This window comes from Rathayibacter sp. AY1H2 (assembly GCF_002931985.1).
Taxonomy (GTDB): domain Bacteria; phylum Actinomycetota; class Actinomycetes; order Actinomycetales; family Microbacteriaceae; genus Rathayibacter.
In genome coordinates, this window is the sequence record NZ_PSUV01000010.1 from 1 (window position 1) to 22,709 (window position 22,709).

Here is a 22,709-nt window from a genome sequence, read left to right on the forward strand (position 1 = left end):
CTGCGGGGAGGGATCGGGCAGTGCACTGGGCGGCCGGTGGGTTCGCGACCCGGCCGGTCGTCGTGCTCGGAGCATCCCGACCACTGCCGCGCAGGATCCCGCCGATCACGCCCCGTTCGGGTCTCCTGGCCCGACCTGCCGCCGCCTAGGCTGGCGCGGAGGAGGCGACATGGAGCCGAAGGACCCGCGCGAGGAGGACCCCTCGAGCGGGCCGGCGCAGCCGCGTCCAGGGGACGGGCCGACGCCGTCGGAGCAGGCGCTGCGCGCCATCCGCGACGTCGCGAACGGGGCGGATCCGACGAGCGAGGCGTTCCGGCTGTCGAACGACTTCACCGACCGGCAGGCCGAGCGGCTCCGGAGACTCCTCGCGCGCTTCCGCCGCGGGCGCTGACCGTCACGGGGGCGGCCTGCTGCCGGTGGCGGGCGATCGATCGCTGCGCGCCGGTCGTGTCGGCCATCGCCGAGGCGGCGCCCCCGACCGCCCGGCGTCACCCCGGACGGTCGCTATCCGAGCCCTCGCACGCCGCGGACTCGCTCCGCCGGCCCGGTCCGCCGCCCCGCATCACCCCCGAATGGCCGCGATCCGCGCCCCTTCGCGCCGAGGACGCCCTCCACGGTCCCGCTCCTCCGGCGCTCGGCTAGCCTCGGAGGCACCCGCGAGGAAGGCCTGCATGACCCACGACACCGCCTCGGCCGCCCCGACCCTCGAAGCCGTCGCCGCGCTGGCCGGAGTCTCCCGCGCCACGGTCAGCCGGGTCGTCAACGACTCCCCGCGCGTGAAGGACGGCGCCCGGACAGCCGTGCTCGCCGCGATCGAGCAGCTCGGCTACGTGCCCAACCGCGCCGCGCGCTCCCTCGCCAGCCGCCGCACGCAGACCGTCGCGCTCGTGGTGCCGGAGTCGGCGGCGAAGGTGTTCGCGGATCCGTTCCTCGCCTCGGTCGTGCAGGGCGCCGCGATGGCCTTCGCCGGCACCGAGTACACGCTCACCATCGTGATCGCGTCGGAGGCGGCTCCCGAGAAGACGCGGCGCTACCTGCTCGGCGGCAACGTCGACGGCGCGCTCGTCGTCTCGCACCACAGCGGCGACCACTCCTACGCGCAGCTCGGCGCCTCGCTCCCCGTGGTCTTCGGCGGGCGGCCGCTGACGGAGGAGGGCGGCAGCTACTTCGTCGACGTCGACAACACCGGAGCGGCGCGCACGGTCACCGAGCACCTCCTGGGCCTCGGCCGCACGGCCCCCGCGATGATCGCGAGCCGCCAGGACATGCCCGCCGCGATCGACCGCCTGTCCGGCTGGCGCTCGGCCGTCACCGCCGCGGGCCTCGACGACTCGCTCGTCGAGTACGGCGACTACTCGCCCGAGGACGGCGCGACCGCGATGCGCCGCCTGCTCGACTCCGGGCGGCCGATCGACGCGGTCTTCGCCTCCAACGACCAGATGGCGGCGGGCGCCCTGACGGCGCTGCGCGAGCGCGGCCTCACGGTGCCGGGCGACATCGCGCTCGCGGGCTTCGACGGCGACTACTTCGCCGAGGCGAGCGAGCCGCGCCTCACCACGGTGCGCCAGCCCTCCACAGGCCTCGGCGAGGCGATGGCGGACGTGCTGGTGCGACTCCTGGCGGGCGAGGAGGTGCAGCGCGTGACGCTGCTGCCGACCGAGCTGCTGGTGCGCGGCTCCACGGTCGCGGGCGCGTGACCCTGCGCTGAGTGCGCTGACCCGTTCGCTGAGTCGCCCGGATCGGCTCCCCGCTGCGGGGTGTCGCGAGCCGATCCGGGCGACTCAGCGCGGGACGGGCTCGTCGGGGATGTCGAGCAGGTGGAAGGGACCCCGGGGGAGCGGGCCTGTGCTCCACAGCGCGACGACGGCCCAGCCGAGGTCGGCGTGCGCGACGGCGCCCTCGGGCAGGGTCCGGGTGAAGAGCGCGTAGTCGATCCCGTCGAGGGGGAGGGGGCTCACGTCCCACGCGGGCCGGTCGGCGGCCAGCTCCTGAGCCCGCCTCCACCGCCGCCACCATCGCCGCTCGCGTCCGGTCCACGGGCAGGCCGGCGGAGATCAGCGAGAGGAGGAGCGACCCGATCGCGAGCGCGGCCGTCGCGACCGGATCGGTGACCACTCTGTGCACCGAGCCGCGCGGCCCGAGGCGGACACCGGTCAGCCGCAGCGTCCGGACCGAGTACGAGCCGCCGTCCCGCTCGGCGCGGACCGAGAGGTCATCGACCGGCCCGTCGTTCGTCCGCCCGCTCCCGTCGACGGACCACGGATCGGAGACGGGGACCAGCGCGCGCACGCCCTCATCCGACTCCCTGCGGCGCCCCCGGTCAAGAGGCGCAGGGCGAGGATCCGCGCTGTGGTGCTCGGATCGGCCGACAGTTCCGGCGTGTCGTGAGCGCATCCGGGCACCTCCGTGCGGAGGTGCGGATGCGTGGAGGCCCGCAGGCGCTGCTCAGAACTCCTCGTAGTTGTAGGGCTCCGGGTCCTCGTCGATCACGGGGCGCGCGATCGTGGCGCGGTTGCTCTTGATGCGGGAGCGGATGTCCTCGACGGCGGCCTCGACGGCGCCGGTGGTCGACTCCTCGTCCTTGATGGAGACCTCGACGGGGACGGCGACGAGCTCGCTGCTCGCGTCGAGCGTCATCTTCGCCTCGATGAGCTCGCCGTCCTCGGTGAACGCCGGGACCGTGACCGCTTCGGAGTGCTCCTGGCGGTCGATCGCGGTCACCAGGTCGAGGAGGGCCTCGGTCACGGCGTCGGTCGTCACGAAGCTCTTGGAGGCGTAGGTCAGCTGCTGCATGCCTCCACTCTCCCGAACGGGAGCGCCCCTCGCGCGGGGTTGCGCCTCGTCGGCCCAGCCCGTAGCGCAGGGGGAGCACGTCCGGCGCGGGCCCGAGGAGTCAACCCTCTAGGCCGCGATCCGTGCGTCCGCTTCCCTGAAGGCGGGGCCTCGGGAGGAGGCGCGGGGGTCTCGGGATCCCGGGGCCCCGGCACTCGATCGGGAGGGGACCGGATGCGGCGTCGGGGACTCCGCGGCGACCGGGCGTTCCAGGGCGGCCTCCTGATCGGAGTCGGCCTCATGGCGGCCGTCGACGAGATCGTCTTCCACCAGATCCTCGCCTGGCACCACTTCTACGACCGCTCCACTCCGGCGATCGGCCTGCTCTCGGACGGGCTGCTGCACGCGGCCGAGATCCTCGCGCTCGTCGGCGGCGGCTTCCTGCTCGCCGACGCCCGGCGCCGATCCGCTCTGCGTCCGCGCACGGCGTGGGCCGCGGGGCTCACGGGGGCGGGGCTGTTCCAGCTGTGGGACGGAGTCGTCGACCACAAGCTGCTCCGGGTGCACCAGGTGCGCTACGACGTCGACCTGCTCCTCTACGACTCCGCCTGGATCGCCTCGGGAGCGGTGCTGCTCGCGGCGGGCCTGCTCCTCCTGCCGCGGCGGCGGCGCGCGACGGCGTGACCCCGCACGCCGACCACTCCCTGCTCGACCCGGGCCTGCTGCTCCTGGTCCCGCTGGCGGCGGCGGCGGCGCTCGGAGGGGGCGCCGCGGCACTCGAGCGGCGGCGCGGACGGCCGTGGCCGCTCCACCGCACCGCCCTGCTCCTCGGCGGGCTCGCGACCGCGGCGCTCTGCTTCACGGGTCCGCTCGCGGAGTGGTCGCACGCGGATCCGCGCGGGGCGATGCTGACGCACCTGGTCCTCGGGATGCTCGCGCCGCTCCTCCTGGTGCTCTCGGCCCCCGTCACCCTGGCCCTGCGCGCGCTCGACGTCACGGCGGCCCGACGGCTCTCGCGGCTGCTCCGGAGCCGCCCGGCCCGTCTCCTCGCCCACCCGGTGACGGCGCTCCTGCTCTCGACGGGCTCCCTCTGGCTCGTGCACGCGACCGGACTGCTCGCCGCCGCGCACGCGGATCCGCTGCTGCACCTCGCACTCGGCGTGCACTTCCTGCTCAGCGGCTGCCTGATGACGGCGGCGCTCGCCGGAGTCGATCCGAACCCGCACCGCGCCCCGTTCGGCCTGCGCCTGGGGGTGCTCGGAGCGGGCATCGCCGCGCACGCGCTGCTCGCGACGGTGCTCTACGCGGAGGCGCCGGACGAGACCGGACGCCAGGCGGCGCTCCTGCTGTTCTACGGAGGCGACCTGCTCGAGACGGCGCTCGCCGTGGTCGTCTGCGCCCGGCGCTTCGCGGCGACGGCGCCCCGGCAACCCCCTCCGCCGAGCGCGCCCTGCTCCCTACGCTCGGACGCATGCTCCTCATCTTCGGGACCCGAGCCGTCGAGGACCTCCTCCGGACGCTCGTCTTCGTCTGCCGCGTCTGCGGGCAGCGCGACGAGCAGCGGATCCTCCGCCGCCGGACGCGCCTCTCGCTCTTCTTCGTCCCCGTCCTGACCGTCTCGACCCGCTACCTGCTCGAGTGCTCGCACTGCCGCACAGTGTCCCCGATCAGCAAGGAGGAGGCGCAGGGCTCCGTCCGCTGGGCCGGCAACTCCGACCAGTGACCGCCCCGAGCGGGAGGCTCCCGCGGTGCGCTCAGCGCACCGGAGCCGGCACCGCCGCGGGACGCGCGGCGACCGCGGCCGCGCGCCGCGTCGCCCAGTTGTTGAGCAGCAGCGCCGTCACGACGACGGCCGCGCCGAGCAGGGCGACGGGCCCCGGCCGGTAGCCGCCCGCCATGCTGATCGCGAAGGTCGTCACCGGGACGAGGTTCTGGAAGAGCGTGCCGTTGAGGGCGCCGAGCAGCTTGATGCCCGTGTTCCACAGCAGCACGGCGACGACGCCGGCCAGAAGGATCAGGTAGGCCAGCTGCGGCCAGGCCGCGAGCACCTCGGCCCCGGTCGGCGGGTGCGCGGAGCCGGTGGCCGTCGCCACGGCGACCGCGACGGCGATCGAGGGGCAGCCGAGCGCGGTGGTGAGCGTCGAGTACCGCAGCGCCGACCAGCCGGGGAACGCCGCGGCTCCGCGCGTGTAGACGACCCAGCAGATCGCTCCGAGTAGGGCGAGCAGCTCGCCGAACCCCAGCTCGCCGTCGAGGAGGAGGGCGACGTCGCCGCGGGTGACGACGAGCGCGACTCCGGCGAGCGCGAGCAGGATGCAGCCGACGGTGGCGGCCGGCGGCAGGCGACGCGCGCCGATGCTCGCGAGCACTGCGCCGATCGCGGGCATCATCCCCATCATCAGGCTGACGTTCGGGGCCGAGGTGAACCGCAGAGCCGTGAAGGCGAGCAGGCCGAAGCCGGCGAATCCGGAGGCGCCGAGCAGCGCCAGCCGCCACCCGCGGCCGTCGAGCCGGAAGGCGCGGAGCCCCTCCGCCCGGGCGAGCAGCGCGGCCAGGACGACCGCGGCGGCCGTGTAGCGGATGAGGGTCATGAAGAAGGAGTCGACCGTCGCCGCGATGCTGTCCGCGACCGGGAGCATGCCGCCCCAGAGGATCGGCGGGATCAGGCAGAAGAGCAGACCTCGCGACCGCATGGCGCCCCTGACCCGTCGGGTGCGGCCGCCCCGGGCGGGGGCCGTCGCTCGATGGTGGACCCCGGCGGCTCGACGCACAAGAGCGCCGCCGACCCCCGAACGGCCCGTCGCGGGGCCGAGCGGAGAGGGGTGCGCCGGGTGTGGAGGAGGCTCGGCGAGCCGACGGATCGGCTACGACGAAGACGAAGAAGGCGCAAGGACCTTGCGTGGCCCCTTTAGGGTGACAAATTTTGTTTGCTTCCATCATCTCCGTGCCCCTAGGTTGATCGCAGCACCCCCCCGATGCTGTCCTCTGTCAGGCCCTGCTCCGATCCCCCCGTCGGACGCCGTTCCTCACTCGGGTCGCGCCCTCCCCGGCGACGACCTCCGTTCCGCGCGGGCGCTCATCAGCGCACATCGGCCCCCGGGCGCGGAGAGGAACAGTCATGAGGACACAGCCCGGCCACGGCGCGGACGAGCCGACGGCTCCCCGTCGCCGGGCGACCTGGGAGGCTCACGACGAGACGGCCTCGCGCCCGCTCTCGGGACGCCGTGCCGCCCGCTCCGGGCGCGAACGGGTCTCCGCTCCGCGCCGCCTGGCGTCCGCGCTGCCTGCCGGAGCGGTGACGGTTCCCGCCGCCCCGGCCGCGGTGCTGGAGCATCCGGCCGCCCCGTCCGCGGTGGTCGCGCGACCGGTCGTGCCGGCCGCTGTCCTGGAGCGTCGGGCCGCGATGGTCGAGCGTCGGGCCGCGATGGTCGAGGGTCCGGCCGCGCCGACCGCCGTGGTCGAGCGTCCGTCCGCCGTGACCGCGCTCCTGGAGCGTCCGTCCGCCGCGACCGCGCTCCCGGAGCGTCCGGCTGCGCCGACCGCGCTGCTCGAGCGTCCGCCGGCCCCCGCCGCGGTCCTCGAGCGCACCGTGCTCCCCGCCGTCGACGCCGACCGGCTCCCTCCGGCATCCACTCCGATCCGCGGCACGCGCCCCCGCAGCGGCCGCCGCGCCTCGTCGCGCATCGGCGACCTGGTCGCCGCCCTCCCCGCCCACAACGAGGAGGCCGGGATCGCCGCGGCGATCGAGGGCCTGCGCCGGCAGACCTGGCCGCCGGACCGGATCGTCGTCATCGCCGACAACTGCACCGACGCCACGGTCGAGATCGCTCTCGCGCACGGCGCCGAGGTGTTCGTCACCGTCGGGAACAGCCACAAGAAGGCGGGCGGCCTGAACCAGTTCCTCGCCGAGGTCCTCCCGGGGTTGCAGGACGACGACCTGGTGCTCGTGCAGGACGCCGACTCCGCGCTCGACCCCGGGTTCCTCGAGATCGCCCGCGGCAGGCTGCACGGCGGCATCGGCGCGGTCGGAGGAGTGTTCCGCGGCGGCGAGGGCGGCGGCTTCGTCGGCCACCTCCAGCGCAACGAGTACGCGCGCTACGCCCGCGACGTGCGCCGGCTGAACGGGAAGTGCCTCGTCGTCACGGGCACCGCGGCCGTGCTCCAGGTCGCCGTGATGCGCCGCATCAGCGCGGCCCGCCTGGCCGGCTCCCTCCCCTCCGGAGACGGCATCGGCGGCATCTACGACACCACCGTCCTCACCGAGGACAACGAGCTCACGTTCGCGATCCGCCACCTCGGCTACGACGTGCTGAGCCCCGCCGGCTGCACCCTCGTCACCGAGGTCATGCCGACCTGGGGAGACCTCTGGCGTCAGCGCCTGCGCTGGAAGCGCGGAGCGGTCGAGAACTGCGTGCAGTACGGCTTCACGCGGGTCACGGCTCCCTACTGGGGGCGCCAGCTGCTCACGATGCTCGGCTGCATCATCACCTACGTCTACCTGGCCACGATCGTCTACGCCGTCGGCTGGGGCGAGCTGAGCCTCCAGCCGTTCTGGCTGGCCGTCACCGCGATCTTCGTCGTCGAGCGGATCGTGACGGTCCGCGACCGCGGCTGGCGGTACATGCTCGCCGCCGCGTCGATGTACGAGCTCGTCGTCGACCTGTTCCTGCAGGTCGTCCACACCAAGGCCTACCTGGATGCGCTGACACGCCGTCGGCGCGACTGGTGAAACAGAGAGAGAGACATGTACAACCACATCGGAACAGCCGCCGGAGCCGGAGTCGGTGCCGGAACGCTCGCCATGACCGGGTTCGACTCGGTCTGGCTGGCACTCGCGGCCTTCGCCCTCATCGCTGCGGGGACCGCCGTCCTGCGCATCGCTCCTCGCCGCAAGCGCGAGGTCTGAGACACGGTGGCGGGCGGGGGACAGCCCGCGCCCGTCACCGTCCCACGACCGCCGTCGCCGCGGAGGTCCGGCTCGCGGTGGTGTACCCGGTCTTCGTCCCGGTGACGGTCAGCGTGATCCGCTTCCCCGCCTGAGCCTTCGTGAGCGTGAACCGCGGCGACGTCGCTCCCGCGATGGCCGCGCCGTCCGCCTTCCACCGGTAGGTGAGGTTGACGGGGGTCGGCGTCCACGGACCCGGGGCTGCCGTGAGCACCGCTCCGACCCGGGCCGTGCCCGTGACGGTCGGCGTCGCGGCGCCGAGGGTGCCGGCGGCGACCGGTGCGGTCGGCTGCGAGGTCGTCGGGCCGGAGCCGTCGGCGGCGCTCACTGTCACGGTCACCCGCTTGCCGACCGCGGAGGAGGGGACCACGAGATCCGGACCCGTCACTCCCGCGATGTCGACGCCTCCCGCCGCCCAGCGGTGCACGAGCGGTTCCGTCCGGCCGGCGGAGGAGGACAGGGTCGCGCCCACCGCGGCGGTCCCGACGACGACCGGAGCCGGCGCAGCGTCGGACCGGTAGACCGCGACGTGGTCGACGAGCATCGTCCCGCCGGAGCTCTTCGGAGCGGCTGCACTGTCGCACCCGCACACCCCGTTCGGCAGCCCGCCCCCGATGGCGAGGTTCAGGATCAGCAGCACGTCGTTCGGGACCGCGGCCTGCCACGCGGCCGTCCCCACCTCCGACTCCCGCACCACGTGCCGGGTGACGCCGTCGACGAGGAACTCCAAGCGCTCGTCGCCGGGCACGGTCCGGTCGAGCAGGGCGGAGTAGCGGTGGAACCCGGTCACGCAGGACGCGCAGTCCAGCATCCCGCTCGTCCGGCCGGCGGGCTCGTCGCAGGGGCCGCCGTCCGGCGCTCCGCAGTGCAGCGTCTGGATCACCTGGGCGGTGCCGTTGACGGCCTCGAGCATGTCGAACTCGCCGGTCGCCGGCCAGTCGATGACGGCGTTCGCGTCCCGCCCGAGAGCCCAGAAGGCGGGCCAGTAGCCGGTGGCCTGCGCGACGTCCGGCAGCTGGATCGAGGCGGTCATCAGCAGTCGGCCGCCCGCCGGCGCCGAGAACGACTTGTCGGCGGTGACGATCCGCCCGGACGTCCATGCTCCGGCGGAGTCGCGGAGGGCGCGGATGCCCAGAGCGCCGCCGCCCGTGAGGAAGACGTTCGCCGTCGACGCGGTCGTCCGGTCGACCGCCCCGGTGCCCCAGGTGCCGACCTCGTGCTCCCACTGACTCCCGACCGGCGCCCCCGCCGGCCCGGTGAAGTCGTCGCGCAGGAGCGTGGTCCAGCCCGGGGCGTCGGCGGGTGCCGCAGTGACGGCCTGGCCGGCGGACGAGGCGGTCGGAGTCGTGGACGCCGGTGCGAGGGCGGCGACCGCCTGCGGGGGTGTCGCCGCCAGCACTCCGAGGCACAGGGCCGCGAGGGCGAGGGCGAGTCGCGGCCGGTCGAGGAGTCGTGAAGGCATGGCGAGTCCTCTGCGTCGAAGGGGCGCGCAGCTGCACGCGCCTCGACGCTAGTGAGGAGTACTCGCTCTCCCCCCACCCTCCAGGCGGGGTGATCTCCGGCACGAAAGCTCACGACCGGGCTCGGCCGGGCCGGGTCCAGGGTGCTGGCAGAGGGGCGGCCGCCGTCGCCTCCGATCGCCCGTTCGAAGGAGAACACCATGCATCGTCGTCTCACGGCCACGCTCGCCGCGATCGCCCTCGCCCTCGGAGGGGCCGTCGCCGTCGCGACCCCCGCCTCCGCCGGGCAGCTCGTCTACCAGAACGGCGGCCCGGGCAACTGCTACGAGGTCCGCTCGCAGCGCGACTCCCTGGGTCGCGCGCAGGTCACGGTGTGGTGGCACTGCGACCAGGCGAGCAACGTCAAGGTCATCTGGAAGAACGGCCCGGACAGCGGCTGCAACACGATGAGCGTCATCAACCGCAAGTTCAGCGACAGCTCGGGAGTCGCGTCCCGCTTCGACCGCCTCGTCTCCTGCTGACCCGGACGGGCTGCCCCTGATCCCTTCCGCGAGACGCCACCTCGGTACGCGGCACGCCGCGCGAGGTACTCGGGTGGCCTCTCGCGGGAGGGGGGCGGCGGCGGCCCCGCTCAGTGCTCGGCGCGCCCCGAATCCTCGATGAGGCGCACCTTCACGTTCACGGCGAGCGGCCCCGAGACCGACGGGTCGGCGGCGAGCAGCGCGTGCATCCGCTCGCCCACCAGCCGGAGCGTCTCGGGGGCCGGCAGTGCGGCGGACGCGGCGATGTGCGCGCTCACCGTGGTGAACCCCTCCGACCGGTCGATGTCGACCAGCACGTCGGGCTGCCGCAGGTCCAGTTTCACGGCGAGCGCGTCGGCCGCGGCCTCGACGATCGGCTGGGCGGGATAGACCCCCGCGACGCCCTCGATGTCGCGGATCTCGGCGGTCAGCCGCTGCGAGAGCTCGGTGTCGTCGGTCATTCCCGCTCCTCCCGGTGGGGGTACACGTCGTCGACCGTCACGTCGATCGCGCCGACGGTCAGCTCGGTGTGGCGCTCCAGGGCGTAGCGGATGCGCTCGCGCAGGCGGTCGGCGGCCACGGCGACCGGCAGGCCGAACTCGAGGGCGCAGGTCACGTCGATCCGCACCACGGCGCCGGGAGCCGAGACGTCGCCGTCGAGGGTGCAGCGGCCCATGATGACGCCGCCCATCGTGTCGCCGGCGCGGCGGATCATCCCGCGCACGGCCGCCTCGGTGAGCGCCAGGCGGAGGGTCGGGTCGGGGTGGCGGACGGGGATGTCGCGGCCGGAGCGCACCTCGGAGCGGATCGCGTCGAGCAGGCCGGCGATCCAGACCTCGTCGCGGTCGGGCTCGCGGTCGGCCTCCTGCCGCAGCGCCCGCGCCGAGAGCTCGGTGAGGCGGGTGAGGTTCGCGAGAGCGAGCCGGCACGCGGCGGAGTTCTCGATCGAGGGGTCGCGCGGCTCGCGGCCGCGGTCGAGGTACTCGCCCAGCTCCTCGAGCGTGTGGCCGTCGAGGTCGTCCTCGGGCACGGCGGCGTCGTCGGTCATCGCCATGCCTCCAATTCGTGGAGCAGGAATCGACGGGCCCGGGCAAGGAGGCCGCGGACCGTCGAGACGGGGAGTTCGAGAGCGTCGGCGATCTCCTGGTAGCTGTAGCCGGCGGTCTCGCGGAGTAGCCAACAGCGTCGCTGATCAGCAGGCAATCGGTCCAGCGCTTCCCAGACCGCGTCCAGCTGGAGTCGTGCCTCGACGATGCGCTCGGGGGAGTGCTCGGGCGGCGCGGGCGGATCCCAGTCGTCGATGTCGTCGTGGCGGCGGCGGACGCGGATCCGGTCGATCGCCTTGTGGGTGACGATGCGCATCAGCCAGTTGCGGATGTGCGCCGGGCTGTCGAGATCGGCCAGACGCCGCCAGCCGGTGAGGAACGCCTCCTGCACCACGTCCTCGGACTCCGCCTCGGAGCCGAGGAGCTTCGCGGCGTAGACGCGCATGAGCGCGCCGTGGCGGCGGGCGAGCTGCTCGAACGCCTGCACGTCGCCGTCGACGGCGCGCGCGGCGAGGGTCGCGTCGGACGCGTTCAGGAGGGGGTCGTCGTCGATGAGCGCCTCCTCCGCGGTCCCGCGCGCGGTGTCCCCGCGCGCCGATGCCCTCAGTGTGGGGCGCCGTCCGGCATGACTACCAGCCTTGACAACGGGCCGCCGAATCCGCTGGCCGGATTGCGAGTGCCGCCGATGGGGGACGCCTCGAGACGGGATTCGTGACATTCCGGCTCCTCGACACGTCTTGATTCCGTACCCCTCGTGCGTCCCCCCGAGCGCACGGACCCCGAACCCGGAAGAAGTCCCCCATGCACTGCTCCCTCCGCCGCCGCCCCGGGCGGACGTCATGAGCGAGTCGACCTTCACCCTCGGCAGCCCATTCGCGGGCGACGAGCGGGCCGACCGGCGCTACGAAGCCTCCGGCGACGATCCGTCCGCCGCGTCCGCCGTCTACTCCGAGGCGTACGGCGGAGGCGAGTTCCGCGTCGCTCCGTTGCAGCGCAACTTCTCCTACCGCTACGCCGTCCGCGGCAGCGACCGGGTGACCCTGCGCACCTCCGACTGCTCCGGCGCCCTCACCGGCCAGGTCCCCCACCTGAAGGAGTACGTCGTCGGCTGGTTCCGCGCCGGAGGCGGACGCCTGAACCTGCCGCCGTTCACCCGGACCGGCGCGCTGTCGGCCCCGTTCCTGTTCCCCGCGGAGCGCCAGTTCGGGCTCGAGTTCGAGCCGCACCGGCAGAACCTCATCCACTTCGCCCCCGGGTTCCTCGAGGACGTCGCGACCGAGACGCACGCCGGCCCCCGCCAGCCCGTCTCCTTCGACCACGCGGCGGACGCCGACCCCGGCGTCCTCGCCCGCTGGCGTGCCGCGGTGACGGAGGCGAGCGCCGCGCTCGCGACGGCCGCGATCACTCCGCTCGTGCGCTTCACCGCCGAGCTCGACCTCGCCCGCGTGCTGCTCCTGCTGTTCCCGTGGCGCGCGTGGGACGTGCCGGCCGTGCTGCGGCGCCCGTCCGCCTCCCGCACCCGTGTCGCGCTCGACTTCCTCCAGCACCACGCCCACGAGCCGATCACCCCGGCAGACGCCGCCCGCGCGGCCGGTCTGCACACCCGCACGCTGCAGCAGGCGACGAAGCGGCACCTCGGAGTGTCGCCGTCGGTCTACCTGCGCGACGTGCGCCTGGACCGCGCCCACTCCGACCTGGTCGCCGGCGACCCCTGCTCGACCACCGTCGCCGCGGTCGCCCGCGAGTGGGGCTTCGGCAACCTCGGCCGCTTCGCGAGCGCGTATCAGGTGCGCTTCGACGAGAAGCCGAGCCACACGCTGCGCCGCTGACGCGCAGACCCTGGGTGCCCGAGGGCCCGGACCGTCTCAGGACGGTGCCGGGCCCTCGTCGTCTCCGGGTGCGTCCCGAGGGACCGTTTCGGAAACCGGTTCCACGGCTAGCCGGGCGTTCGTGCCGCTCGGCCGACCGGCCGCGTCCGAGGAGGCCGCCGAGGTCATCGGCCTCCTCGTTTCGGATGCCGCCGCCTCGGTCCCGGGCGCGGAGATGGTGGCCGACGGCGGCACGGCCCGCACGGTCTGAGGCCGCCCAGCCGCTCCGGCCTCCTCGTGAGCGGTTGCTCATCGACGTCGCCAGATGAGGCGCCACACGAGAACGAGTCACCGAAGATCGCCTCACCTCTCCTCAGCACCAGACCCTCATCGCCGACGCCGACCCTCGAGGGCGTACAGCCGGTCGATGCAGCGCCGTCCCCAGAACCGTGTTTGGTGGGTGGAGCCGTCGCGATAGCGACGGAAGCAGTGGTGGCGTTCTGCCGGGCAACGCTCGCCTACGACACCTGGATCGGCGAGCTCTACCCGTTCGCGGGCCAGTAGTGGCCTACAGGACGGTGGACCCTGCGCGCGTGCCCTGCATGAGCATCACAGGCGCTACGACCATCCGAGACGGTGATGGCGTGTTCACGATGCGCATCCTTCTCCCCACGGACGCGGGGGAGTACCCCATGTACGTCCACCGCACAGCGGAGAGCGCTCCCTGGGCCGTCACTTCGACGCGCTCACCCGCCTGAACCGCGCGCGCGGCGTCGGCCTGGCGATGATCAGCCACACCATGTCCGACCTCCTCGCACTGGCCTCCTCGGAGGATCAGATGAAGGCGAAGGGCTTCGTGGAACGCTCCGGCATGGTCATCTGCGGCGGCCTCCCCGGCGCGGAAATGCCGCTGCTGACGTCAGCCGTGCCGATGTCGATCGCGGAGCAGGGGATGCTCACCTCCTGGCAGGACCCGCCCGCCTGGGACCCCGTGTCCGGGCACGAGTCAGAGCCGCCCGGACGCGGCCGCTTCCTGATCAAGGTCGGCGGACGTCCCGGTATCCCGGTGCGCGTCGAGCTGGCCGCAGCAGAGAAGGAGGTCAACGACACCAACAAGCTCTGGCACGCGACCTCCCGCGCCGGCCGCGCAGCGGAGCCGCTGCCCACCGATCCCGTGAACGTCGAGATCCTGCCGTGAGCGTCCTCGTCGCGCTCGGCGCGAGCTGCGTCGCCGCCGGCGCCGGCGGCGCATCGATCGTCAGCGCGATCCGCGCCCGTCAGCGGACCGCGGACCGCGACCGGTTCCTGCTCACCGTCTGCTGGGCCGGCGTCGCGCTCCTGGCCGGCTTCGTCGCCTGGGACCAGTGGGATCGAGTGATCGCGTGAGCTGCCCGTCGACGCTCGCGTTCGAGGGCTACCTCTGGGCCTGCCAACGGGCGGCCCCATACGATCACCGGTTCCACACGACCGACCTGCCCTGCTCGTTCGCTGAGCGGGGCCTCGCGGTCCTCTCCTGGGGGACCTCGCAACAAGCATCCGCCGACGACCGCACGCCGCGGTGGACAGGCCCGATCTACACGGAGGAGTCCGCATGAGTGCCACCGCCAACAACCGCCGCCGCGAACCCGGCAAGGCCAACGACGACGCCCTGATGCTCGGCGCCGCCCTCACCGCGATCGCTGCTATCGGCATCGTCTGGGTGGCCGTCGCGGTCGGATCGCAGCTCGACGGAGTGAACGAGGGCCTGCCCTCGGATCCGTTCGACATCATCTCGGGCCTGTTCCGCGGCCGAGTGGTGTGGTCGACGTCCGCGACGATGATCGCCGCGGCCGCCGTCGCAGTCATCGTCCTCGTCAGCCTCTGGCTCGTGTGGATGCGCTCGCTCGGGCGGAAGAACCGCTCGAGCGTCGACCACGCCGCCCAGTACATGGCGACCCCGCGCGACCTCGCGCCGATGATGCGCAAGCAGGCGCTCAAGAAGTCCGCCCGCCTGGGCGTCGCCGAGAACCCCGGCGTCCCGGTGGGCCGGCTGCACCTGGGGAAGCAGATGCTCTACGCCTCGTTCGAGGACATGATGCTGCTGATCGCCGGCCCCCGAGTGGGCAAGTCGACCTCCCTCGTCATCCCCGCGATCATGGCCGCCCCCGGCCCCGTCGTCACGACGTCGAACAAGCGCGACGTGCTCGACGCAACCCGCGACGTCCCCGCCGCCAAGGGCCACGTGTGGGTCTTCGACCCGCAGCGCGTCGCATTCGAGGACGCGACCTGGTGGTGGAACCCCCTCTCCTACGTCACCGACGACACCAAGGCCGCCAAGCTCGCAACGCACTTCGCCTCCGGCACCCGGACGCTGAACGCGAAGACCGACGCCTACTTCGACGGCAAGGGGCAAGAGCTGCTGTCCGACCTGCTACTCGCGGCCGCGGCCGGGAACCGGCCGATCAGCGACGTGCTGCTCTGGCTGACCTCCGTCGAGGACGAGACACCCGTCGAGCTCCTGCACGACAACGGCTACCCCACCAACGCTCGAGCGGTCCGCGGCATCATGAACACCGCCGACAAAGCCCGCGACGGAATCTACTCGACCGCGCAGGGCATGGCCGTGTGCTTGAAGCGCGCCGCGACCGCCGACTGGGTGAACGCCCGCCCGAACGACACCCGCCCGCAGTTCGTCCCCGAAACCTTCGTGACATCGACCCAGACGCTCTACTCGTTGTCGAAGGAGGGCGCCGGTACCGCCGGCCCCCTCGTCACCGCCCTGACCGCCGCGACTATCGAAGCCGCCGAGGAACACGCCGCGCGCTCCCGCGGAGGGCGCCTCGCGACGCCGCTCGTCACCGTCCTCGATGAGGCCGCGAATGTCTGCCGGTGGAAGGACCTCCCCGACCTGTACTCCCACTACGGCTCGCGCGGGATCCCGATCATGGCCGTGTTCCAGTCGTGGTCCCAGGGCGTCGGCGTGTTCGGCAAGGAGGGCATGCTCAAGCTGTGGTCCGCCGCGAACGTGAAGCTGTACGCGGGCGGTGTCGCGGAGGACGAATTCCTGCGCACCCTCTCCGAGCTGATCGGCACCTACGACAAGGAGACCACCTCCGCCAGCTACAACAAGGGCGTTCGCTCGACCACCTCGGCGCTGCGCCGAGAGAAGATCCTCGAAGTCGCGGACCTCACCAGCATGGGCCGCGGCCGCGCGATCATGCTCTCCTCCGGCTCCCGTGCGGCCCTGGTCGACACGGTGCCCTGGTACAACGGCCCCAAGGAGCAGGTCGCCGCGATCAACGCCTCCATCGCCGCCCACGACGCGAGCAGCGGACCAGCGAACTCCGCGCCGGTGTCGTCCGTCGTGACGGTGATGCCTCCGCTCGAGGCGCAGCCGGCGGCAGAGCTCGACGTGGAGCAGGGCTCGGAGAGCCGGAGCGCGTGATGAGCGACGAGGACGTGTTCGACGTCGAGCCGGATCCGTTCTCGGCGCCCGCTCGAGTGGTCGACGTGCGACCAGAACCGGCGCAGGCGGCGGAGGACGAAGTGCCACCGACGTACTTCGGATCAGCCGACGAGTGGGTCCGGAAGTTCCTCCTGCCCTCATACCGGCGCCGCGTGACGGCCAAGGGCCAGAACGGCGGCGAGCGGTGGGCAGCAAAGTGGTGGGGCAGCGTCGAGGCGCTGACCCGCATCGAAGCGCTCTGCGGATGTGGGAGGAAGTTCGCACCAGTCCGGCGGATCTGAGCGCCTACTGGATCAGCCACCTCGACGTGCACATGAAGGTACTGCTCTCGCACACGGGTCCGTTCGCGACGTCGACGGATGAGAACCGGGCCGGCGAAATGCTCCCTTACACCGCACCCCCCAACCGGAATGTTCCCCCCGGATGCGGCCGCATAACCCCATCTCCACCATCCGGGGTCAAGATCAGTGCTGGGCGCGACCCATTCGGCGCCGCGGACAACAACGCGTTGACCATGTTCCGCAGCCCTATGAAATACCCGTCGAGGTTCTGTTCGAGCCTGAGCGACAGCCGTCGCTATAGGTCGAGCGCGTGGCTGACCATCCGGACCATGCAGCGGTTAAGAATGCTTGAGGAGCAACAGAGAGAGGGGGGAGCATCGATCGATGCTCCCCCCTCTCTCTGTTGCGTGCGGCGCTCCTCTCCCCGCCCTCCTCTCGGCCGCGGAACGCGGTTGGACGGTGCCAGCAGCCGCGTTCCACATTCTTTAGCTAGCGGCCGTGCAGCGAACCCTTCCTTTCCTCGTCCGCACGTCACACCGGACCGGTCGTCTGTTGTGACCAGCGTTAGGCGATGAAGTGGGGGATCGCTGGTGCGACGCTCCACTGTGGGCGGTGCTCAAGACCGGCGCCGAACGAGATGGGAAAGAGTCGTGTCGACAGGACACGAACGGTGTGAATGGGCTCGGGGGAGTCCAATGTGACCATCGTTGGTTCGACCTCCGCTACTAGACGATCGAAATCGGTAAGCGCGTCCGGCGTGACGTACGCCGCTGGCGTTTTAGAGGAGAGGAGGAAAGACCAAGCGGTTCGGTGCTCGTCGTAAGCGTGGAACCGACCGTGCTGGATGGGTGTTGCGACGACTTCAGCAGCGATTGCTTCGTCCTCGAGGCTCCGATAGCCGGCGATCCCAACCTCGGCCTCTTGAAGTGCCTTGACGACCGCGGTGTCGAAGTCGACAGCGGCGGCCGAGCCGAAGGCGAACGCAGGGAAGTGTGCATCGCTCCCAATCGCGACGCCAGCAACAGGTGTTCCTAGGACTGTGTAGTCGAGTACCAGAAGGTCGTAGCCTTGCTCCCGCCAGTACCGTCGCCGGTTCGTTGCGTACTCGGAGAGGTCGTCCTGCGGAACGAGGTGTGGAGCGAGCTGCGCGTGCCACGAGGTGAGGACGGCGTGCCGCTCGATGAGCTCGAGCAAGGCTCTGCGCATTGCTTCGTGCGGGTCGGTGTGCGAGGCGACTCCTGAGGAGTTCGCTGCGAACAGCAGGGGACGTCCGAGCGACTTCGTGGACAGCGGGTAGAACGCGAGGTCGATGGGAACGAAGGTCTGCTCGCCAGATGGGAGCTCGAGCGCTTCCACCCATTCGATTGGCGTCTCGGGCTCGAACTCGGTCAGGAACGCGTTGTTCCGGATTTGGTCCGGTCGTAAGGGCGCGTAAGGAGCCAGATCGAACGAGGGATTCACATCGCTGGCGGATCCGAATCTGTCGATGCGAACGACCCCGGATGAGTGCCGCTCGACGCACTCCACGATCGCCTTCGCGCGGGCAGCGATGGTCGACGCTCCGGTCCCGCCGCACATGCGGTTCTCTTCCTCCCCGACTGAGGCATCCTCGTCTGCCCTCATGGTGGCGAGGACCTGGTGGAACGAGAGGTCACCCGGCTGACGCCACAGGCTGGTCAATCCTGCCCCTTCTACGAGTCGACCCTCCCCGACGAAGAGTTCGTCAACTTGCGCGTGAAGATCCTCGAGGTCGAGATCCGGTCCAGCGGTGGAGCTCGGGTGGCCGACCGCGACGCTGACGAGGGACCGAACTCGCGGTGTGTCTTCGCCGAAGAGCGCGCGGCTTATCGCATCGTCGTCGTAACCACCGAAGACGAGAGAACCGAGACGCACTTTTGTCGCTGTTTCAACAAGACGATCGACAGCGACGCCGGCCTCGATGAGGGAGTATCGCCAGCCGCGATTCGCGTACTTGGCCGTCTGTCGCTGCATGTCGGCTGCTACGACGATCACGACCGGAGCGTTGTGCACGCCATCCTCTCGGTTGAGCAGGAAGCGCCGCTCTTCTGCGCTTGTGCTCGCTCCCGGAATCAGGGCGTGCTTCGTCGAGTCGTAGTGGTACAGCCCCGGCGCGAAATCGCCGGCGGATCGGTTCAGAACGACGGCTAGCCGGATCGGGTAGAGCCCACCTGCCGATGGTGGCCGGTTGGTGGCCTGTTGCAGCAAGGTTGCGAGGCTGTCGATGCTCACTTCTGAGTCACTGTAGGAGCGGCAGGACCGTCGACTGGACGACGCCTCGGGAACTGGGTTCAGCGCGATGCCGACTCCAGGCGCTTGCCAGCCAGTGCTGTGTTCGTAGGCGGCGTAGTCGCTCATACGCATGTCGGTCGAGAACGGCATCGGATTGTCGGTGAAGCTGAGAACGACGTCTTGAAGCGTGCGCGAATCAGCGAGCACTCCCAGCTTCTCTAGATCCTCCGCAACGGCGAGGACCGTTTCACGAGGCACGTCATCCTGGCTCGCGACCTTGTCCACCACGTCGTCCCACGCTCTGAGCCCGTTGGTGTAACGAAGGACTGACCAGATCACGGCGACGTGGTTCTCGACTGTGATGGTGTCGGATCCGACCCGGAGTTGGATGGCGTCGCCAACCGCTACAGCGGGAGCGACCTGAAGAGGGCGAGCAAGCATCACTTTTCCTTCGATAAAGAAGCGCGAGCGCGACAGCCCGAGAAGGCTGCCGCGCTCGCGCGAAGTGGGATGGCGTCGAAGGTTCGCCGCCATCGAGCGGACTGACTTACTGGGGAGGCAGTGCGTGGCAGCCGCCGCCGCCGCCGCCGTTGCTGGACGAGCCGCTGTTGCCGCAGTTGCCGCCGCTGCCGCACTGCCCGACGGCGCCGTTCATTGCGACATCGGAGCGCACCGACACAGCGAGCACGCTCAAATTCGAGAACTTTCCCATGGTCTTTCCTTCCGAGGATCTTTTCGGGTGAAACGGACTCCGAACATGTTGTTCAGTGCCCGGGGCCTCCGGAACATCAACTGCACGAGCCGCTGTTGCCGTCCTGGAGTGTGATGCCTTCATCTGAGGCGTTCGAACGAATCGACACGATCAACGTGCTGAATTCGGCGATCTTCCGCATGGTCAGGAGTTGCTCGGTACCAGCGAGCGCGATCAGCGGGCCGGCTCGCGCCAGTCCGTGCAGCTGCTGCTCGAGCTGCCGGTATTGACCGCTCCGTCCTGAGAGACACGGCCGTTGACAGCCGCGTCCGACCGGATCGACGCTCGAAGAGCGCTGAGGGCGTTGGACTCGGCGATCACGTGGGTTCGAAAAAGCATGACGAGTGCTCCATTCCTGGATCTAGATGGGATCACGAGGGCCGACCGCCGACCCCGTGTGCGCCGATGGGTTCCAAGACCCAGGAGCGCTTGGTCGAGTACTCGCGGGGTCGCCTCGATCTGAACACCCACGCTGTACTCCACCTCCAGCCACCTCGTGGCTGGAGCCGCTCGCTCTGTAGTTTTCAAGGACCTGACCAAAACGTATCACGGAAACAATTACGCAGCTACATCGAAGTGCGCGTCGGCGTTAACCTGCGAAAATACTGTGGGTTTCGCTTTACCTCGCGCAATCGCTAGAATTTGGGCTTAGCTATCTCGAACCGCTAAAAGGAGGGCTCTACATGGCGCGCCCGCGTAATCTCCATGAGACGAAGCAGCTGAGCGTCAAGCTCCACGCCGACCTCTACCAACGCCTCGCCGCCATCGCATATCACGAGCTGGTCCAGAAGCACCCCGAGGCGCTCCCAGAAGACGTGAATCTCTCTCACTGGCTGCGCGATCAACTGGTCGAGGTAGCAGACGTCTACGAGGCCGACGAGGACGTGAGCGCTGAAGCGTTGATGAGCGAGTACCGCAACGCCCGTCGACGCGAGCTGGAAGCCGAGCTCAATCGCGTCTGACCGACGGCGGTGACCCTGAGGTAAAAACGTGATGCAAAAACTGCACTGCGGCCCCTCCTCTGTGGGTAGTATCAGCGCACGCCTAGGAGGGAGTGCGGCCCAGTGACCTACCACCCCCGGAAGACGCGCGCGATCATGGGAGCATCTTTGCTACGGCGCGCTCGGATCTACGTGACCACCGTGATGCTCGGCCTCATCGCACCAGCGCCGCAGGCAGTCGGAGCAGCAGCCCAGCCCGACGTCGCGACCGCAGACGGGTGGAACTCCAACCCAGTGGGCCACACCGGACTTGTGGAAGTCCTAGACCCCCCGGCGGCAGCCGGCGGTGACCAGTCCGTCACCAGCAAGCTCGCACAGTTGTCTGATCAAGACCTTGCGAGGATGGCAATCCTCGCTCGCGCCATTCGCGTACTTGCACCCAGCTCTGCTGAAGCAAATAGGTTGGCCGAAACAATTTCGGATAGAGGACCTATTGCTGAAGATGCCACTCGAGGATCGAACGTACTTACGGCGGCCACAGAGCTTGCAGGTGTCACGGATGGCGACATAAACATCAGTCTTCTTGCCAACCAAATCATTCATCGCGCCCCTTTATACCAATTGGGTGGGAAAGCAGGAGCCTGTGGCCCGCCCTTAGGTCTAACCGCATTAAACTCTGCCTCCTATTCGAAAGAACGCAGAGCGGCGTCGGTCTTTGCCAACCCGGAGGAAGTAACTCTCGCCATCCGTTAAGACGAGGCAATCGTGCCCCTCAAATAGGAATTAGAGCCCATTGAATCCTGTCGAACCGACATCTGAGACGACTGCGCTTGTCGACTGGTATACGGCGAGCGGACCGCTTTATGCAGCAATCAAAGACAGCTTTCTTCCCGATGTGGAAAGCTGGTCCTTTGATATCGGTTCACCCGATAGGGCGCCTGCTGACGCAGACCCTGCCGAGCTGACTGATCTCCGTGGAGCTGCAGCGTTTATGCTGCGCAGAATCCAAGCTCTTCGTTATCTCATAAGTAACCGGCCAGACGATGAGCATGCACTTCAACTGATGACTGGATACTCTATCGATCTTGGCTTTTTCTTAGCCAACATCAGCAACGATTCAGAGAGCTTTAATATAACCTCAGAGAACTTACGGGAGTTCCGAAGAGGCCACGCATTAACGAGACTCGTGAGCGCTCGAAACGTTGTTCTGATGGCCCAGGCCGAAGAGGATAAGACGCAGGCTTAGTCAGAACGGTGGCTGACGCAAAACCACGGTGAGCGTTCAGCTGTGACAACTGAAGGGGTTCTTGCAGCTCCTAACGGCACACGAACTGACATAATAATGGTTATCGGAGAACTGCCGCCATGAGGTGATTTAAGCGTGCCGGAGCCTTAGTGCTCGTGGTCACCGGCGTCACCGGTGTCACCGGCGTCACCGAAAAATGCTACAAACGGGTCAGAGTGCACGCTGAGCGGAACCTCAGCCGCTCGTTCGAAGGATGCCGTCGTGTGTGTCTGCTGACCGATGGCGCCATCCCAGAACACAAGCTCCTTGGGAGAAACAATTGGCAGTAGGCCGAAGTCCACGCTTTGCGGTTCGGGCCAGAGCTGCACCGCACGTTCAATTTCCACCTGAGGATGCGTGATCGGCCATCCGGGATGCCAGACGATGGTGGCGTTTAATCCGGTCAGCCCGAAGGACGTGCTCATAAAGTTGAGGTTCACGCCGTCCACAATCACCTGTGGGAGGAGTATTTGCTGCGGTGCGTTCACAATGCCGTCCTCGCCACGCAGATCCCGTCGGGTGATGTACACGGAAAAGCCGTCGGGCGGGTCAATTTCCGCTCGCATCCAGTCCAACCATTCGGACTCCACTGTCGCGAGCCTTGGCATGTCGAGGTCTCGCTGGAGGCCCGGGTGGTCGTACTCGGCAGCGGGATGGGCGGAGAGGAGTCCAACCTTAAGCAACCATCGAGCGAGTGCCCCGCATTCGTCCGCCGGCAGCGGCAGGCTGTCTTCGGAATCTGCATGCTCTAGGATCCGCCTAATGATTGGCTTTGCCGGCTCTTCGAGAGTCCGATTGAGGATCGCGTTACACTCGGCGCATGCGGGCACATGAACGCCCTGCAGGGAATCTGAGGTGTGAGGAGTCTCGTCGCGCTTCACATAGGGCTTACCCGCACGCGCGGCAGTAAAGGGTCCCTCCCCATGAAACTCCTGGAGAAACCACAACGGCCACACGTGCTCGCCGACTCCAAAGCTGGGGTCGAGACAAAATATGCATGTCTGTCCAGGAAACCGATTCTTTGCCATGAAGCCATTATAGACGCCGGTAACTGACTTAAACTCAGTTCTCAGGTCCATAGTGAGTGACTGCATCTGCACCGCCAGCCGTACTTGTTTCAGGCTCTCCTAACGAAAATCCTCAGTCCATCGAGCGGCGGCGGCTACCGAGCGTCGTATTGCAACCCATGCGAAGTTGTGCGGGC

The 22,709-nt window shown here is 69.6% G+C and carries 25 protein-coding genes and 1 pseudogene; 16 read left to right on the forward strand and 10 right to left on the reverse strand.

The genetic code is table 11. The features are described from left to right. Window positions 1–169: 169 nt before the first annotated feature. Together C5C29_RS08675 and C5C29_RS08680 are read left to right on the forward strand one after the other, a co-directional pair. Window positions 170–391, forward strand: coding sequence for a hypothetical protein (locus tag C5C29_RS08675; protein ID WP_104308250.1), 222 nt, complete (start codon window positions 170–172; stop codon window positions 389–391). Between the two features lie 280 nt (window positions 392–671). Further along, window positions 672–1,697: a LacI family DNA-binding transcriptional regulator gene (locus C5C29_RS08680; protein WP_104223963.1), complete on the forward strand. Its 1,026-nt coding sequence runs from the start codon at window positions 672–674 to the stop codon at window positions 1,695–1,697. An 84-nt stretch (window positions 1,698–1,781) separates the two neighbouring features. Here C5C29_RS08680 and C5C29_RS17130 read toward each other — a convergent pair whose 3' ends face one another. Beyond that, window positions 1,782–1,958, reverse strand: coding sequence for a hypothetical protein (locus tag C5C29_RS17130; protein WP_181128793.1), 177 nt, complete (start codon window positions 1,956–1,958; stop codon window positions 1,782–1,784). A gap of 487 nt (window positions 1,959–2,445) precedes the next feature. Continuing rightward, window positions 2,446–2,793: a hypothetical protein gene (locus C5C29_RS08685; protein WP_104223965.1), complete on the reverse strand. Its 348-nt coding sequence runs from the start codon at window positions 2,791–2,793 to the stop codon at window positions 2,446–2,448. Window positions 2,794–3,006: 213 nt separating this feature from the next. Here C5C29_RS08685 and C5C29_RS08690 point away from each other — a divergent pair, with 213 nt between their 5' ends. From C5C29_RS08690 to C5C29_RS17655, 3 genes are read left to right on the forward strand one after another with little or no spacing between them, the layout of a single operon-like run. Next, complete coding sequence (locus tag C5C29_RS08690; protein WP_104268776.1) at window positions 3,007–3,456, forward strand: DUF2243 domain-containing protein; 450 nt, start codon at window positions 3,007–3,009, stop codon at window positions 3,454–3,456. Further along, a complete protein-coding gene (locus C5C29_RS08695; RefSeq protein ID WP_104223967.1) occupies window positions 3,453–4,385 on the forward strand; it encodes a cytochrome c oxidase assembly protein in 933 nt (310 codons plus the stop codon). Before C5C29_RS08690 ends, C5C29_RS08695 begins: the two co-directional genes overlap by 4 nt. Then, window positions 4,337–4,495, forward strand: a complete 159-nt coding sequence (locus C5C29_RS17655) for a hypothetical protein (protein ID WP_374953052.1) — start codon at window positions 4,337–4,339, stop codon at window positions 4,493–4,495. Before C5C29_RS08695 ends, C5C29_RS17655 begins: the two co-directional genes overlap by 49 nt. 31 nt (window positions 4,496–4,526) lie before the next feature. On the opposite strand, the gene C5C29_RS08705 is transcribed toward C5C29_RS17655, so the two are convergent. Continuing rightward, on the reverse strand, window positions 4,527–5,465 hold the full coding sequence (locus C5C29_RS08705) for a DMT family transporter (protein ID WP_104308251.1): 939 nt from the start codon (window positions 5,463–5,465) through the stop codon (window positions 4,527–4,529). Between the two features lie 425 nt (window positions 5,466–5,890). Here C5C29_RS08705 and C5C29_RS08710 point away from each other — a divergent pair, with 425 nt between their 5' ends. Both C5C29_RS08710 and C5C29_RS17135 read left to right on the forward strand, forming a co-directional pair. Continuing rightward, the gene (locus C5C29_RS08710) at window positions 5,891–7,501 is read left to right on the forward strand and encodes a glycosyltransferase family 2 protein (RefSeq protein ID WP_258069478.1); all 1,611 of its coding nucleotides are present in this window, start codon (window positions 5,891–5,893) and stop codon (window positions 7,499–7,501) included. 15 nt (window positions 7,502–7,516) lie between these two features. After that, window positions 7,517–7,678 (forward strand): hypothetical protein, encoded by a 162-nt coding sequence (locus C5C29_RS17135; RefSeq protein WP_167305255.1) that lies wholly within the window; start codon window positions 7,517–7,519, stop codon window positions 7,676–7,678. A gap of 34 nt (window positions 7,679–7,712) precedes the next feature. Here the strand turns inward: C5C29_RS17135 and C5C29_RS08715 are convergent, their stop codons facing one another. Further along, window positions 7,713–9,179 (reverse strand): family 16 glycosylhydrolase, encoded by a 1,467-nt coding sequence (locus C5C29_RS08715; protein ID WP_104308252.1) that lies wholly within the window; start codon window positions 9,177–9,179, stop codon window positions 7,713–7,715. 198 nt (window positions 9,180–9,377) lie between these two features. Here C5C29_RS08715 and C5C29_RS08720 point away from each other — a divergent pair, with 198 nt between their 5' ends. Continuing rightward, complete coding sequence (locus C5C29_RS08720; RefSeq protein WP_104308253.1) at window positions 9,378–9,698, forward strand: hypothetical protein; 321 nt, start codon at window positions 9,378–9,380, stop codon at window positions 9,696–9,698. Window positions 9,699–9,808: 110 nt separating this feature from the next. On the opposite strand, the gene C5C29_RS08725 is transcribed toward C5C29_RS08720, so the two are convergent. From C5C29_RS08725 to C5C29_RS08735, 3 genes are read right to left on the reverse strand one after another with little or no spacing between them, the layout of a single operon-like run. Then, window positions 9,809–10,159, reverse strand: a complete 351-nt coding sequence (locus tag C5C29_RS08725) for a hypothetical protein (RefSeq protein WP_104223972.1) — start codon at window positions 10,157–10,159, stop codon at window positions 9,809–9,811. Next, window positions 10,156–10,746: an Asp23/Gls24 family envelope stress response protein gene (locus C5C29_RS08730; RefSeq protein WP_146076902.1), complete on the reverse strand. Its 591-nt coding sequence runs from the start codon at window positions 10,744–10,746 to the stop codon at window positions 10,156–10,158. The genes C5C29_RS08725 and C5C29_RS08730 overlap by 4 nt, the downstream gene beginning before the upstream one ends. Continuing rightward, window positions 10,743–11,231, reverse strand: a complete 489-nt coding sequence (locus C5C29_RS08735; RefSeq protein ID WP_244248147.1) for an RNA polymerase sigma factor — start codon at window positions 11,229–11,231, stop codon at window positions 10,743–10,745. The genes C5C29_RS08730 and C5C29_RS08735 overlap by 4 nt, the downstream gene beginning before the upstream one ends. Window positions 11,232–11,583: 352 nt before the next feature. Here C5C29_RS08735 and C5C29_RS08740 point away from each other — a divergent pair, with 352 nt between their 5' ends. The 7 genes and pseudogenes from C5C29_RS08740 to C5C29_RS17660 all read left to right on the forward strand — a co-directional run bounded on the left by C5C29_RS08740 (window position 11,584) and on the right by C5C29_RS17660 (window position 16,853). Then, complete coding sequence (locus tag C5C29_RS08740) at window positions 11,584–12,573, forward strand: helix-turn-helix transcriptional regulator (RefSeq protein ID WP_104308255.1); 990 nt, start codon at window positions 11,584–11,586, stop codon at window positions 12,571–12,573. A gap of 121 nt (window positions 12,574–12,694) precedes the next feature. After that, window positions 12,695–12,823: a hypothetical protein gene (locus C5C29_RS17450; RefSeq protein WP_258069479.1), complete on the forward strand. Its 129-nt coding sequence runs from the start codon at window positions 12,695–12,697 to the stop codon at window positions 12,821–12,823. A gap of 468 nt (window positions 12,824–13,291) precedes the next feature. After that, a pseudogene (locus tag C5C29_RS08750) lies at window positions 13,292–13,750 on the forward strand (ATP/GTP-binding protein); the annotation flags it as partial. After that, a complete protein-coding gene (locus tag C5C29_RS08755) occupies window positions 13,747–13,938 on the forward strand; it encodes a hypothetical protein (RefSeq protein ID WP_104308257.1) in 192 nt (63 codons plus the stop codon). The pseudogene C5C29_RS08750 and the gene C5C29_RS08755, both read left to right, overlap by 4 nt. A gap of 205 nt (window positions 13,939–14,143) precedes the next feature. After that, the gene (locus tag C5C29_RS08765) at window positions 14,144–15,976 is read left to right on the forward strand and encodes a type IV secretory system conjugative DNA transfer family protein (protein ID WP_104308259.1); all 1,833 of its coding nucleotides are present in this window, start codon (window positions 14,144–14,146) and stop codon (window positions 15,974–15,976) included. After that, a complete protein-coding gene (locus tag C5C29_RS08770) occupies window positions 15,976–16,278 on the forward strand; it encodes a DUF4913 domain-containing protein (RefSeq protein ID WP_104308260.1) in 303 nt (100 codons plus the stop codon). Before C5C29_RS08765 ends, C5C29_RS08770 begins: the two co-directional genes overlap by 1 nt. Next, a complete protein-coding gene (locus C5C29_RS17660; RefSeq protein ID WP_104308261.1) occupies window positions 16,242–16,853 on the forward strand; it encodes a DUF4913 domain-containing protein in 612 nt (203 codons plus the stop codon). Before C5C29_RS08770 ends, C5C29_RS17660 begins: the two co-directional genes overlap by 37 nt. Here C5C29_RS17660 and C5C29_RS08780 read toward each other — a convergent pair. After that, entirely contained in the window at window positions 16,843–19,062 is a 2,220-nt protein-coding gene (locus C5C29_RS08780; protein ID WP_104308262.1) for a YcaO-like family protein, read from the reverse strand. The genes C5C29_RS17660 and C5C29_RS08780 overlap by 11 nt on opposite strands. A 13-nt stretch (window positions 19,063–19,075) precedes the next feature. Beyond that, entirely contained in the window at window positions 19,076–19,216 is a 141-nt protein-coding gene (locus tag C5C29_RS17140) for a hypothetical protein (protein WP_181128798.1), read from the reverse strand. Window positions 19,217–19,962: 746 nt separating this feature from the next. Here C5C29_RS17140 and C5C29_RS08785 point away from each other — a divergent pair. Continuing rightward, on the forward strand, window positions 19,963–20,241 hold the full coding sequence (locus tag C5C29_RS08785; protein WP_104308263.1) for a hypothetical protein: 279 nt from the start codon (window positions 19,963–19,965) through the stop codon (window positions 20,239–20,241). 1,371 nt (window positions 20,242–21,612) lie between these two features. On the opposite strand, the gene C5C29_RS16815 is transcribed toward C5C29_RS08785, so the two are convergent. Beyond that, the gene (locus tag C5C29_RS16815) at window positions 21,613–22,533 is read right to left on the reverse strand and encodes a hypothetical protein (RefSeq protein ID WP_146083473.1); all 921 of its coding nucleotides are present in this window, start codon (window positions 22,531–22,533) and stop codon (window positions 21,613–21,615) included. Between the last annotated feature and the right edge of the window lie 176 nt (window positions 22,534–22,709).

Coding starts and splice junctions, on each gene's coding strand:
- C5C29_RS08675 (WP_104308250.1), top strand. CDS start 170: ATGGAGCCGAAGGACCCGCGCGAGGAGGACCCCTCGAGCGGGCCGGCG.
- C5C29_RS08680 (WP_104223963.1), top strand. CDS start 672: ATGACCCACGACACCGCCTCGGCCGCCCCGACCCTCGAAGCCGTCGCC.
- C5C29_RS08685 (WP_104223965.1), bottom strand. CDS start 2,793: ATGCAGCAGCTGACCTACGCCTCCAAGAGCTTCGTGACGACCGACGCC.
- C5C29_RS08690 (WP_104268776.1), top strand. CDS start 3,007: ATGCGGCGTCGGGGACTCCGCGGCGACCGGGCGTTCCAGGGCGGCCTC.
- C5C29_RS08705 (WP_104308251.1), bottom strand. CDS start 5,465: ATGCGGTCGCGAGGTCTGCTCTTCTGCCTGATCCCGCCGATCCTCTGG.
- C5C29_RS08710 (WP_258069478.1), top strand. CDS start 5,891: ATGAGGACACAGCCCGGCCACGGCGCGGACGAGCCGACGGCTCCCCGT.
- C5C29_RS17135 (WP_167305255.1), top strand. CDS start 7,517: ATGTACAACCACATCGGAACAGCCGCCGGAGCCGGAGTCGGTGCCGGA.
- C5C29_RS08715 (WP_104308252.1), bottom strand. CDS start 9,179: ATGCCTTCACGACTCCTCGACCGGCCGCGACTCGCCCTCGCCCTCGCG.
- C5C29_RS08720 (WP_104308253.1), top strand. CDS start 9,378: ATGCATCGTCGTCTCACGGCCACGCTCGCCGCGATCGCCCTCGCCCTC.
- C5C29_RS08725 (WP_104223972.1), bottom strand. CDS start 10,159: ATGACCGACGACACCGAGCTCTCGCAGCGGCTGACCGCCGAGATCCGC.
- C5C29_RS08730 (WP_146076902.1), bottom strand. CDS start 10,746: ATGACCGACGACGCCGCCGTGCCCGAGGACGACCTCGACGGCCACACG.
- C5C29_RS08740 (WP_104308255.1), top strand. CDS start 11,584: ATGAGCGAGTCGACCTTCACCCTCGGCAGCCCATTCGCGGGCGACGAG.
- C5C29_RS08765 (WP_104308259.1), top strand. CDS start 14,144: ATGAGTGCCACCGCCAACAACCGCCGCCGCGAACCCGGCAAGGCCAAC.
- C5C29_RS08770 (WP_104308260.1), top strand. CDS start 15,976: ATGAGCGACGAGGACGTGTTCGACGTCGAGCCGGATCCGTTCTCGGCG.
- C5C29_RS17660 (WP_104308261.1), top strand. CDS start 16,242: ATGTGGGAGGAAGTTCGCACCAGTCCGGCGGATCTGAGCGCCTACTGG.
- C5C29_RS08780 (WP_104308262.1), bottom strand. CDS start 19,062: ATGGCGGCGAACCTTCGACGCCATCCCACTTCGCGCGAGCGCGGCAGC.
- C5C29_RS08785 (WP_104308263.1), top strand. CDS start 19,963: ATGGCGCGCCCGCGTAATCTCCATGAGACGAAGCAGCTGAGCGTCAAG.
- C5C29_RS16815 (WP_146083473.1), bottom strand. CDS start 22,533: ATGGCAAAGAATCGGTTTCCTGGACAGACATGCATATTTTGTCTCGAC.